11 protein-coding genes and 1 pseudogene are annotated in these 11,602 nt (G+C 76.0%); 2 read left to right on the forward strand and 10 right to left on the reverse strand.

Annotated elements, in window-relative coordinates; translation table 11 throughout:
* Window positions 1-203 precede the first annotated feature (203 nt).
* From UO65_RS22030 to UO65_RS22050, 5 genes are read right to left on the reverse strand one after another with little or no spacing between them, the layout of a single operon-like run.
* On the reverse strand, window positions 204-737 hold the full coding sequence (locus UO65_RS22030) for an HAD domain-containing protein (RefSeq protein WP_052021557.1): 534 nt from the start codon (window positions 735-737) through the stop codon (window positions 204-206).
* 21 nt (window positions 738-758) lie between these two features.
* A complete protein-coding gene (locus tag UO65_RS22035) occupies window positions 759-1,613 on the reverse strand; it encodes an ABC transporter permease (protein WP_035285835.1) in 855 nt (284 codons plus the stop codon).
* Complete coding sequence (locus UO65_RS22040; protein WP_084176095.1) at window positions 1,610-2,638, reverse strand: ABC transporter ATP-binding protein; 1,029 nt, start codon at window positions 2,636-2,638, stop codon at window positions 1,610-1,612. The genes UO65_RS22035 and UO65_RS22040 overlap by 4 nt, the downstream gene beginning before the upstream one ends.
* 2 nt (window positions 2,639-2,640) lie before the next feature.
* Window positions 2,641-3,744 (reverse strand): hypothetical protein, encoded by a 1,104-nt coding sequence (locus UO65_RS22045; RefSeq protein ID WP_035285837.1) that lies wholly within the window; start codon window positions 3,742-3,744, stop codon window positions 2,641-2,643.
* Window positions 3,728-4,240, reverse strand: coding sequence for a sigma-70 family RNA polymerase sigma factor (locus UO65_RS22050; RefSeq protein WP_200873425.1), 513 nt, complete (start codon window positions 4,238-4,240; stop codon window positions 3,728-3,730). The genes UO65_RS22045 and UO65_RS22050 overlap by 17 nt, the downstream gene beginning before the upstream one ends.
* A gap of 392 nt (window positions 4,241-4,632) precedes the next feature.
* Between UO65_RS22050 and UO65_RS38710 the strand changes: the two genes are divergently transcribed.
* Window positions 4,633-5,619, forward strand: a complete 987-nt coding sequence (locus tag UO65_RS38710; protein WP_152552204.1) for a sensor histidine kinase — start codon at window positions 4,633-4,635, stop codon at window positions 5,617-5,619.
* Between the two features lie 89 nt (window positions 5,620-5,708).
* Here the strand turns inward: UO65_RS38710 and UO65_RS22060 are convergent, their stop codons facing one another.
* The 5 genes from UO65_RS22060 to UO65_RS22085 all read right to left on the reverse strand — a co-directional run bounded on the left by UO65_RS22060 (window position 5,709) and on the right by UO65_RS22085 (window position 11,059).
* Window positions 5,709-6,638, reverse strand: a complete 930-nt coding sequence (locus UO65_RS22060; RefSeq protein WP_035285842.1) for a GlxA family transcriptional regulator — start codon at window positions 6,636-6,638, stop codon at window positions 5,709-5,711.
* Window positions 6,635-7,198 carry an isochorismatase family protein gene (locus UO65_RS22065; protein WP_035285844.1) on the reverse strand — a complete coding sequence of 188 codons (564 nt, stop codon included), beginning with the start codon at window positions 7,196-7,198 and terminating at the stop codon, window positions 6,635-6,637. The genes UO65_RS22060 and UO65_RS22065 overlap by 4 nt, the downstream gene beginning before the upstream one ends.
* A 182-nt stretch (window positions 7,199-7,380) precedes the next feature.
* Window positions 7,381-9,852 (reverse strand): hypothetical protein, encoded by a 2,472-nt coding sequence (locus tag UO65_RS33540; protein ID WP_052021561.1) that lies wholly within the window; start codon window positions 9,850-9,852, stop codon window positions 7,381-7,383.
* A 2-nt stretch (window positions 9,853-9,854) separates the two neighbouring features.
* A complete protein-coding gene (locus tag UO65_RS22080) occupies window positions 9,855-10,520 on the reverse strand; it encodes a response regulator transcription factor (RefSeq protein ID WP_084176101.1) in 666 nt (221 codons plus the stop codon).
* Window positions 10,511-11,059 carry a histidine kinase gene (locus UO65_RS22085; protein ID WP_035285848.1) on the reverse strand — a complete coding sequence of 183 codons (549 nt, stop codon included), beginning with the start codon at window positions 11,057-11,059 and terminating at the stop codon, window positions 10,511-10,513. Before UO65_RS22085 ends, UO65_RS22080 begins: the two co-directional genes overlap by 10 nt.
* Window positions 11,060-11,194: 135 nt before the next feature.
* On the opposite strand from UO65_RS22085, the pseudogene UO65_RS22090 reads away from it, so the two are divergent.
* Window positions 11,195-11,602: pseudogene (locus tag UO65_RS22090) on the forward strand (Hsp70 family protein); the annotation flags it as partial.

The raw sequence follows: 11,602 nt of genomic DNA on the forward strand, positions 1-11,602 counted from the left end.
ACATGATCGCCACCCCCGGCCAAACACATCCACCCACCCGGGCAGTCGCTCGCCGGGCCGGCGGTTGCGGAGGTGGTTGGCTGTCGCTGCGCCGGGTGGGTTCGGGGGGCTGGTGGTGGGCAGGCGGCTTCGGGTGGCCGGTTGGTGGCTGCGCCGGAGGGTTCGGGTGGGCGGTTGCTGATGCGGCGGTGGGGTTCGGGGGGTCAGGCGGTGCCCTGGGTGTGCGGCAGGCTCCGCCTGCGGGTCTCCCGCGACCACTCGCCGAGGGTGGCGTAGTCGGTGTCGGTGAGTCCGCGCCGGGGGTCGACGCGGTGGAGCAGGGCCGGGCCCCGGTGGTGCGCGGCCACCCACGCCCGGTCGGCGGGGGTGATCTCGTCGTCGACCCAGGCGAAGGGGCGGTTCGCGGCCCAGGTGATGAGGGTGCGGGTTTTCCAGTGCAGGCCGTTGCGCTCGTCGTGGTCGTCTTCGGCGGTGGTCGGTTCCGGCCAGGTGACCACTGCCGAGGGGGGCAGGCCGAGGCGTGGGGCGATGCTCTCGTTGGCTTCGTGCACCCAGGTCGTCGCCCAGACCAGGTCGTAGCCCAGGGCGGTCAGGCGGGGGCCGTGGTGGGGGTCGAGCCGGGCGAGGAGCGGGTTCGAGTCGGCGGCGCCGTACATCGGGTACTGCTCCGGTGGGGCGCCGAACGGGAGGAGCGGTCCGTCGACGTCGAGGAAGAGCAGGGGGCGTTGGGCGGGCACGGGCGCACGGTACCCCGGTGGTCACAGGTCCTTGCGGGCGAAGGAGGTGGCTGCCAGGCCCCAGATCATGGCCACCCACAGCGCCGCCCACGCCAGGTAGGCGGGGCTGAGCGCGGACTGGCTCAGGAACGGGAAGCCGTCGAAGCCGGGGCCCGCGTCCGCCAGTGCGGCCGCGTCCTGGAAGCCGTGCATGGCTCCGCGCCAGAGGCCGTCGGTGGGCAGGAGCACCCGGGAGACGGTGCCGACGCGGGCGACGCCCTCGTTGCCCAGGGCGGCGCCGAGGCCGCCGACGACGCCCGCCACCCAGGTGGCGCCGAAGAGGCCGACCGCGACCACGCCGGAGGCCATCGGGGAGATCACCGTGGACAGCAGCAGGCCCAGGGTGAGCAGCACGGTCGTCTGGGCGGCGAGCAGGGCGAGGGCGGTGACGGGCTGCGGGGGCCAGTAGTCCACCGTCCACAGCACCACGAGGCACTGGGCCAGGCCCGCGACGACGATGAAGCCGCTGCCGAAGGCCACCAGGCCCAGCCACTTGCCCAGCAGCAGCGCGGAGCGGCGGATCGGGCGGGCGAGCACCGACAGGGCGATGCCCGACTCCGTCTCGCCGGACAGGGTGGGGCCGGTGAGGAACGCCGTGCCCAGCGCCGCGATCAGGCTGAAGCCGAACATGACCAGGTTGAGCAACTGGGAGGCCACCAACCGGGCCTGGCCGCTGGTGAGATCCACGCCGGACTCCGCCAGCAACCGGGAGAAACCCCAGGCGCTCAGGCCGAGCAGGGCGACCGTGAGCACGGCCAGGGCCCACAGCACGCGCCTGCGGGACGCCTCGCGCAGGGTGAGGGCGGCGATGGTCAACACCGTTCGGACCGTCGTCATCGGGTGCTCCCGTTCTCCGCGCTCTTGTTGCCCGCGCTCTTGTTCTCGGCGTTCTCGCTCTCCGCGCGGGCGTTCTCCGCGCGGAGGATGCCCAGCAGGCGTTGCTCCAGGCTGATCCGCGCCGGTTCGACGGCGTGCAGCCGCACGCCCGCGGCGGCCAGGTCGCGCACCAGGTCCGGGACGGTGGTGTCGTCCTCGACGGCGGGCAGGGCGACGGTGAACCAGTCGCCCTGCCGGTTGACGGTGCCGGTGGCGGTCAGGCGGGCTTCGGCGGCCGGGGTGAGGTCGGTCAGGCGGAGGCGGAGTTCGCGGGTGCCGAGCAGTTCGGCGAGGGTGCCCGAGGCGACGACGCGGCCGTGGTCGAGGATGACCGCCCGGTCGCAGACCCGTTCCACCTCACCGATGAGGTGCGAGTTGAGCAGCACCGCGACGCCGCGCGACTTGAGCGACAGCACGATGTCGCGCACGTCGGCGCGGCCGAGCGGGTCCAGCGCGCTGGTGGGTTCGTCCAGGACCACCAGTTCGGGTCGGGCCACCAGGGCGACCGCCAGGCCGAGCCGCTGCTGCATCCCCTTGGAGAAGCCGCCGACGCGGTCGCCCGCGCGGTCGGCCAGGCCCACCAGCTCCAGGCAGTCGCGCTGCTCCCGCCGGGGCACGTTGGCCCCGGCCAGCCGGACGTGCAGGGTCAGCACCTCCGCCGCGGTCAGCCACGGCTGGTACCGGAACAGCTCGGGCAGGTAGCCGACGCCCACGCGGGCGGCCGGTTCGCGGGCCGGGCGGCCCAGGAGCATGGCCTCCCCGGCGTCCGGGGTGACCAGGCCGAGCAGCATCTTGATCACCGTGGTCTTGCCCGCCCCGTTGGGTCCGAGCAGCCCGACCACCTCGCCGCGGCCGACCTGGAACGACACGTCGTCCACCGCTTGGCGCCGCCGGTACCCCTTGCGCAGCCCCGAACACCACGCGGCGGGTGTCGGCGGCAGGTCGGCCACCAGTCGCGCGGCGTCCCGCGTGTTCTGCCCGGTCATGATCAGCGCACCTCCCCGGCGATCGCCAGCACCTCGTCGGCGTCGAACGCCCCGGCCACCGCGGTGACCACCCCGTCGTCGACCCACACCACGGCCGCCATCGTCGCGTCCCGGGTGGCCAGGACCGTGGCGGGCACGCCGTGCACCTGCGCGGTCGAACTGGTGACGTGGTCGCCGGGCACGGGCAGCGGCAGGGTGGAGCCGTTGGAGAAGGCGCGCAACTGGGCCGCGACGGTGTCGGGCAGACCGGGGAACGACAGCAGGTAGTCCCGCACCACCTCGAACGGCACCCCGGCCGACACCGCCGTGGGCGCGACAGCGCGCCCCACCACGAGCGCGGGCACACCGGCGGCCTGCGACCAGACCGCGGCCACCCCCGGGCCCGCCACCAACCGCACCTGGCTGCCGTCCAACCCCGGTGGGGGCGACGGCATCCGCTCCCCGACCCCGGCGGCGGCCCGCTCGGCGCGCTCCGCGGCGAAGGTGAACGCGATGCTGACCTTGCCGCCCACCCGGTACTCCGGACCACCGGTGACCCCCCGGGGCAGCACGGCCAACTCCGGCACGTCGACCCCGGTCTCGGCGGCCGCGGCCGCCGCGTCGCGGACCCGGTGCACCTCGCCGTCCCGGGTCACGGCGACGTCGCCGTACGCGCTCAGGTCGGGCAGGGCCATCACGTCGGCGGTGCTGAGGCTGACCGCGCCGACCCGCTCGGTCCGGAAGATCGGCAGCCAGTCGTTGGCGGCTGCGGTGCCCGCCCCCGCCAGTACGACAGCGGCGGCGAGCGCCGCGACGACCGGGCGCCGCAGGATCGAGCGCCCCCGGCGCGGCGCCGTCGCCCGCGCGGACCGCTCCGCGGGCACCGCAGTCAGCCGCTGCCAGGCCGCGTCGACGTCAACTCCGTCGACGTCAGCCCCGTCGATGTCGCTGTCGGCTCGCACACCCACCACCGACAGCGCCGCGCCGACGCGGGTGGCGTCCTCCCGCGCACCCGCCAACTCCTCCAGGCACCGCGCACAGTCCGCGACGTGCCCGCGATCGGCGTCGGCGACGCCCGCGGGCTCGTCGACCAGCCTGCGCAGCACGCCCTCACCCGGATGACGCATGACGGTTCAACTCCTCACGCAGAGCGGTTTCGGCGCGCCGCACGGTGGTGCCGACGCTGCCGGGGGACATGTCCAGCGCCGCGGCCACCTCGGCGTAGCTCAGGCCGCTGTGCCGCAGCACCAGGGCCACGGCCTGCTTGCGGGGCAACCGCCCGAGCGCCGCCCGGACCCGGCCGCGCTCCTCGGTCACCACCACCGCGTCGGCCACGTCGCCCACGACGACGGGCTCGGCCACGGCGGCGGTCTCCTCCCGCGACGCACGGCGGCGCCCGGAGCGGATCAGGTTCAACGCGGTGTGCGCGGCGGCGACCGACAACCACCCCCGGGCCTCCCCGTCGGGCACCGAGGAACGGCCGAAGGAGAGGAACACCTCCTGCGCCACGTCCTCGGCCTGGTCCCGGGACCCCAGGACCCGGGCCGCCACACCGACCACCCGCCGGTACTCCCGGCGGAACACCTCGGCCAGGTCCGGGCGCACGCCACCGCTGTCCGCCACGCCCCTCCCCCTCTCCCGCCGCCCCACCCCGGCACCGGGAACCGCCAAGACGGCCGCGGGGGCCGCTCGACCGCGCTGAACCAACTCCATACCCCTACAGCACCGCCGGGCCCACGAATGTGACACCCGGGAGCGCTCGAAAAAAATTCCGGGCTTCAAACACACGGCCGATCAGCCCCATCCGGGCACCGACAACACCACCCCGGACTTCGGGCGGACCCGGTTCCAGCCGGACAGCACTGCAAGAGCACGGTCTGTGAACACATCCGGCCCGATCGAAAACCACAGCGGAACCCCGGCTTCCAAACACATCGCGGTCACGCAGCATCACCAACGCGGCCGCGCGGAAGACCGCGGGTGACTGAGGGTGATCGCCGGAGTACGGTCGTGGCGTGCGGGTGCGAGAACGGGAAGGCCGGGCGGTGGCGGCGGTCTCCGACTGCCTCGCGCTCCCCCGCGCCTCGGGAGCCCCGTGGCCGGACCTGGGGGCGCTGGCCGAGGCGATCGCGGGGGCCGCGGAGGTCGACGGGTGCTGGTTCACCGTCGCCGGGAACCGGTTCGGCTGGGGGGTGGACGGCCCCGCCTGGTCGGCCGTGGTGGAGCACAGCGGCGAGGCGCAGGGGGTCGTGGCGGTGTGCCCGGAGTCGGCGGGGCCGCTGGAGGGGTTGGCGGCGGTGCTGGGGCCGGTGTTCGCCGCCGCGCGGTTGGCGGCCGAAACCGACGACCTGCGGCGGGCCGGGGACGCGGCGCTGCGGGAGCTGGCGGACGCGCGGTGGCGCGCGGCGGCGGACATGGACCGGGAGCGGCGCGGGCTGGAACGCGACCTGCACGACGGGGCGCAGCACCACCTGGTCGCCCTGCGGATGGCGGTCGGGCTGCTGGAGCACGCCGTGGCCAAGGGCGGCGCCGCGGCGGCCCGCCCCCGGCTCGACGACCTGCTCACCCGCCTCGACGCGGCCGAGGCCCTGGTGGGCCGCACGGCGGCGGGCATCCTGCCGCTGGCCCTGGTGGACGACGGCCTCGCCGCCGCGCTGGTCGCCGAGCTGGCCGAGCACGCGGACGTGGCGCTGGACCTGGGCCCGGGGCTGCGCCGGTACCCGGCCGTGGCGGAGTCGGCCGTCTACTTCGTGTGCATGGAGGCGGTGAACAACGCGCACAAGCACGCCCCTGGCGCCCGGATCACGGTCCGCACGCGCGACACCGACCGGGGCCTGGAGTTCGAGGTGCGCGACGACGGCCCCGGCTTCGACCGGTCCGCCCTGCCCGCCGACTCCGGGCTGCACAACCTCAACGCGCGCGCCGCCGCCGTGGGCGGCTCCGTGCGCGTCACCTCGGCACCCGGCCGGGGAACGGTGGTCGCCGGTTTCGTCCCCCTCTGACCGGACCATCCCGAGTGGACCGACCGACCGGCGGCGGGTGTGGTCGACGCACCACCGCGCGCACGCCGCCTGCCGCGCGACCTCCGCCGCTACGAGGGTGGGCGGGCGGGTGCGCGGTGGGGTCGGGCGCGGAGGCGGCGGAGCATGCGGGCGTCGGCGAACCCGACCGCGCGGGCGGCGGACTCGACCGGCGTGCCCTGGCCGATCAGGTGCTCGGCGCGCTCCAGCCGCAACTCCTGCTGGTAGCGCAGCGGTGTCGTCCCCGTGGCGCGGGCGAACTCCCGGGTGACGGTCCGCTCGCTGCACGCGGCGACGCGGGCGAGTTCGGCGAGGGGCAGGCGCTCGGTCAGCCGCGACTCGATGGTGTCCTGGACGCGGTGGACGGTCTCGGACACGTGCGCGCGGTGCCGGAGCAGGGCGCTGACCTGCTGTTCGTCCCCGTTGCGCCGGATGTGGACGACCATGGCCCGCGCGGCGCGGGCGGCGGCGGCGGGTCCGTGGCGGGTGGCGAGGACGTGCAGGGCGAGGTCGATGCCGCTGGCGATGCCCGCCGAGGTCACCACGGTGCCGTCGACGACGTACAGGACGTCGCGGACGACCGTCGCGCCCGGGTACCGGCGGGCGAGGTCGTCCTGGAGTTCGTGGTGGGTGGTGCAGCGCCGCCCGTGCAGCAGCCCGGCGCGGCCGAGGGCGTCGGCTCCCGCGCAGACGCTGGCGACCGTGCCGCCCGCGGTGTGGTGGTCGCGCAGCCACCCCAGGGTGGCCCGGCGCAGCGGGACGGGCCCCAGGCCACCGCTCGACCGCCACCCCGGCACGACGACCAGGTCCTCCGGGGTGAGGTCGGGCAGCGGCCCGGCCCGCAGCACCACGCCCTGGGCGGACCGGACCTCGTCCTGCTCGGCGGCGTGGACCAGGTCGTAGCCGAGGCCGTGGTCGGCGGCGGTGGAGAAGACCTGCGCGGGGCCCGCGAGGTCGAGCAGGTGGACACCGGGGGCCAGCAGGAAGACGACCCTGGTCACGATCCGGTCAGCGCGGCGCCGGTGACCTCCGCGACGGTGGCGATGGTGGCGAACCGACCGGCCAGGGCGTACTCGGTGCGCTCGACGATCTCGTCGGTCCCCAGGACGACGCCCGTGCGCCAGTGCGGCAGCGGGGTGGTCGCGGTCGCGTCGGTCACGAAGGTGACGGCGAGACCCAGGTCGGAGGCGACCCGGGCGGTGGTCTCGCAGCACTGCTCGGTGCGGATGCCGCACACCCGCACCCCGCCGGTGCCGCGCGCGGTCAGCCGCTGCTGGAGGTTGGTGGTGGTGAAGGCGTTGTGCGAGGTCTTCACCAGCAGCGGCTCCCCCTCCAGCGGTTCCAGCCCGTCGATCAGGCGGACGTGGCCGGTGGCGGGGTCGAACGCGGTGCCGCTGCCGGGCTCCGCGTGCAGCACCCACACCACCGGGTCCCCCTCGGCCCTGGCGTGCTCGACCAGGGTGTTCACCCGGCTGACGATGTCCGGGTTCGACAGCTCCGCCCAGTTGGGCAGCCTGCGGAAGGACTCCTGCACGTCGATGACGATCAGCGCTTCGCTCACGGGTCCAGCTTCGCCGTCGCGGGCCGCCACCACCAGGTACGCGCGCGCCAGGGAGCGGAACGATCCGGTCAGGGCCGAGCCCGCTCGTCCTCGGACCGCGGAGCGGGTCGGCAGCCCGCGACCGGGTGGCCGACGCGGGCCGGGCGCGCACGCGGCTGCCGGGCCACCACGTAGCCGGGCGCTCACACCGGTGTGGAGGTGCGGCTGCGCGGGGTGGGGAGGGCTTGCGCCGTCAGGCCCTCGCAGGTGCGGATCAGGACCTCGCAGGCGTGCCGGGTCCTGGCGCCGGTCGCCGGGTGTTCGGCGTGGGCGCGCCACCGGTCGGCCGCTGCCTGGGCCGTGGTGTGGACCCGGTCCGGTGGGGTGTCGGCGGGCAGGCCGAGGCGGGTGCGGGCGGCGAGGCCGTGGGCGCCGAGCAGGCGCAGCGCGGCGGCGCGGTCGGCGCGCAGGGGGACCGCGCCTCGGGTGATGTCGTCGAGGAGGTCGAGTTCGGCGATGTCGTGGGCCTCCACGCGGACCTGTTCGACCGACCAGCGCAGCGGGTGGTTCGCGGGCAGGGCGGGCAGCGCCGCGTCGACGGCCACCAGGGCGCGGCGGGCGGTGATGACCTCCGCGCGGGCCAGCAGGGTGTCGGCCAGCCCGCGCCGCAGTGCGGTCAGGCCGCTGCGCTGGGCCAGGGCGGACATCAGGGCGGCCGCGCCCTGCTCCACGACGCCGCGGGCGGTGGACACCGCGGTGGGCAGGTCCGGTGGTGGGACGCGGGCCAGGGCGACGGGGTCCGGTGCGGTGGAGCGCAGGGCGCGGTGCTCCTCCTCGCGCAGGGTGGCGGCGACGAGGGCGAGGCCGGGGCGCAGGCCGGGGTCCGGGTCGATCAGCGCCACCCGGTGCCTGCCCGCGCGCAGGGTCTCGCGGAAGCCCGGTTCGGGTGGGGTGAGGCAGAGCACGGCGTCGACGGCCGGGGCGAACCCCTCCGACTCGGCGGACAACGCCGCGGCGAGCGCGGCGTCGGGCGCGCCGGGCACCTCGACCACGGTCAGGCCGCGCAGGAAGTCCGCGGGCAGCCGCACGACCCGGTGCCCGTTCGCGTTCGTTGTCGCGCCGCTCTCGCCGCGGGCGTACCAGGTGGGGTGTTCGGCCGCGGCGACCTCGGTGCCGAGCAGCGCACCCACGACGGCGGTGCGGGCCGGGCCGACCACGGCCAGCCGGACCGGCCTGCCCAGGCGGTCGGCGATGGCGGCCCAGCGGTCGCGGTCGGCGGGGTCGGTGGCCGCCTGCCAACCCTGCTCCAGCAGGTCGCGGACGCGGTCGAGGAGCCCGGCGGTGGTGGTCTCCCCGTTGACGGCGTCCGCGCCGATGCGCTCGGGCAGCCGGACCGACACGGTGGCGACACCGCCCGCCGCGGCGCAGGTCAGCGCTCCGCCGAGCACGGCGAGGCGTTCGGTGTCGTCGGCCAGGGCGGCGACCAGGGCCGCCACCGGGCGGTCGGGTTCGGCGGCGGTGGCCACGACCCGCAGCACGGTGCCCTGCCTGCCGAGGTCGACCGCCACGGGGGTGTCCGCGTCGCGGCCCGCGAGCACGGTCAGCACCGCGGCGGCGGCGTGGTAGAGCCCGGACTCGACCTCCCAACCGACGCGGCGGCCCAGGTCGCCGCCGAAGCGCACCGGCCGGGGCAGCGTCGCGGCCAGTTCCTCCAGCGCCGCGCGGGGGCCGCGCTCGGGGAGCATGGCGGGGTGCACGCCGCGCACCACCGTGCGGAAGGTGTCGATCAACTCGTCGAGGGCGTCGCGCAGCCCGTCGACCGCGCGCCCCGCCGCGTCCGCGACCGCCCGGCCCGCCGGGTTGTCGACGGCACCCACCGCGTCGCCGCCCGCTTCCACCGCGCTGGCGCCCATATTTGCCGCGCTGGCGCCCATATTTGCTGCGCTGTCGCCCATTTTCGCCGCGCTGTCGCCCGCTTCCGCCGTTCCGCCGCCCGTTTCCGCTTTGCCACCGCCCGTTTCCGCGGTGTTGTCCACGGCGTTCACCGTGGCGCCACCCGTTTCCGCCGTACCGCTGCCCGCTTTCGCCTTTCCCGCAACGGGGTCGGCCGTGCTGTCGTCCGCGGCGAAGGCGGAGCCCAGTTCCTCGGCGCGGGCGCGGACGTCGGCGAACTCGCGGGTCGTCACCGCCGTGATCGCGCCGACGAGCCTGCGCCGCTCCAGGTCGCGGACCTGGGCCAGGCGCTCGCGGGTGGCGGCCAGGTCGGCGTCGAGCCCCTCGGCGCGGCGGGCGGCCTGGTCGCGGGCGGTGCGCAGCCGGTCCAGGCGGGTGGCCAGGCCCAGCCAGGTGGCCGTTTCGCGCAGCGCCGACCGGTCGGTGCCGGTGACGCGGCCCGACTTGGTGATCACCACCACGCCGCCGCCGGGGGCCGGTTCGGCCGCGGACACCCCGGGGGCGGTGGCCACCTGGGCGAAGTCGGCGCCGAGCGGCGTCCCGGGCGGGCGCGGCGGCCAGCTCACCGCGACGACGAGCCCACCGGTGGAGGGAACGCCGAACACCACCTCGCCGGACACCAGTTCGGCGAGGTTGCCGACGAGCGCCGACACCAGCAGGGCGGCGGGTGCCTGCGCCGCCACCTGGTGCGGGGCGCGTCCCCGCCCGCGCCGGGCGAGCACGCCTAGCCGTCGATCCGGCGCGCCTGGAGGTAGGCCAGCACGGCCAGGACCCGGCGGTGGTGCACGGACGGGTCGCCCGGCAGGTCGAGCTTGGTGAAGATCGCGGCGATGTGCTTCTCCACCGCCTTGGCGGAGATGAACAGCTCGGCGGCGATGGCGTTGTTGGTGCGGCCCTCGGCCATCAGCCGCAGCACGTCGTGCTCGCGCTCGGTCAGCGCGTCGATCGCCCCGCCGTCGCGGCCCGCCGGGGTCTGCACCAACCGCTTGGCCAGCACCGGTTCGATCACGATCTCGCCCGCGGCGATGCGCGCCAGCGTGTCGTCGAGCACCTGCACGCCGGCCACGCGCTCCTTGAGCCGGTAGCCGATGCGCTCGGTGCCGATCTCCAGCACGCGCATCAGGTAGTGCGTCTCGGCGTAGTGCGACAGCAGCAGCAACCCGATGTCCGGGTACAGCGCGCGGATGCGCTCGGCGGTGGTCAGGCCGCCGTCGGGTTCGGGCGGCATCCGGATGTCGAGCACGGCGACGTCCACCGGTTCGGTGGTGACCAGGGCGAGCAGGCGGTCGCCGTCGGGCACGCAGCCGACGACCTCGTGGCCCGCGGCTTCCAGCAGCAGCACCAGTCCCTCGCGGAACAGGGCGCCGTCCTCGGCGATGGCTACGCGCACCGGAGCACCGCCCAGTGCCGACGGGGGGCCGCGCCGGGGCGGTCCTCGGTGATGCGCACCCGGATGAGGTGGCGGCCCGCGCGCACCCGCACCGCGACGGCGGTGTCCGGGCGCAGCGAGCGCAGGTGGTCGGCCACGAGCAGGCAGGTGCGGGACCGGGCGTCGGCGTCGAGCCCGGCCGCGACCACGTCGAGGGTGAGGGCCAGGCCGTGGCGCTCGGCCACCGAGCGCAGGGCGGGTTCGATGCCCGCGCCGGGGAGCACCGGCGGGTAGAGCGCCTCCCCGACCTGGCGCAGGTCGTCGAGGACGAGGCGCACGGTGTGCTGCGCGGCTTCGACGCGCTCTCGCTGGCAGGGATCGGTCACGGTCACGGCGAGCAAGCCTAGCTCCAGCGCCAGCGCCGAGGTGCGCAGCGCGGGTCCGTCGTGCAGCACCCGTTCCAGGTCGCGGCGCAGCTCAGCGGCGTCCGGGGTGGGCGGGCGCAGCCGGGGACGCCACCCGCCCGCGCGGCGGAGCAGCCCCAGCAGCAGTCCGATCACGCCGCCAGCCTGGTCGAGTCGGGCACCGTCGGCAAGGTGGCCCACCCCAGATGCGGGTAGGGATATCCCTACCGCACAACGGTCGGATTACCATCCGACCTGATCATTCGGCGACGCGACGCAGGGAGTGTCCAAGTGCGCTACGGCCTCGGCATCGATCTCGGCACGACCTTCACCGCGGCCGCCGTGGCCTCGGAGTCAGGCACCCGGATGGTCCCGCTCGGCGACGGGGTGATCACCCCGTCGGTGGTGTACGCGGCGGCCGAGGGCGCGCTGATCACCGGCGACGTCGCCGAGGCGGTGGGCAGGTCGGACCCGGCCCGGTTGGCGCGCGGGCACAAGCGCAGGCTCGGCGACCCGACGCCGCTGGTGCTCAGCGGTGCCGCCTACTCCCCCGCCGCGCTGCTGGCCGCGCAGCTCCGCGACGTCGTCGCCTTCGTCGGCGCGCAGGAGGGCGGTGCGCCGTCGTCGGTGGTGCTGACCTGCCCGGCCGTGTGGGGCCCGTACCGGCGCGAGCACTTCGACGAGGTGCCGCGCCTGGCC

This window comes from Actinokineospora spheciospongiae (assembly GCF_000564855.1).
Taxonomy (GTDB): domain Bacteria; phylum Actinomycetota; class Actinomycetes; order Mycobacteriales; family Pseudonocardiaceae; genus Actinokineospora; species Actinokineospora spheciospongiae.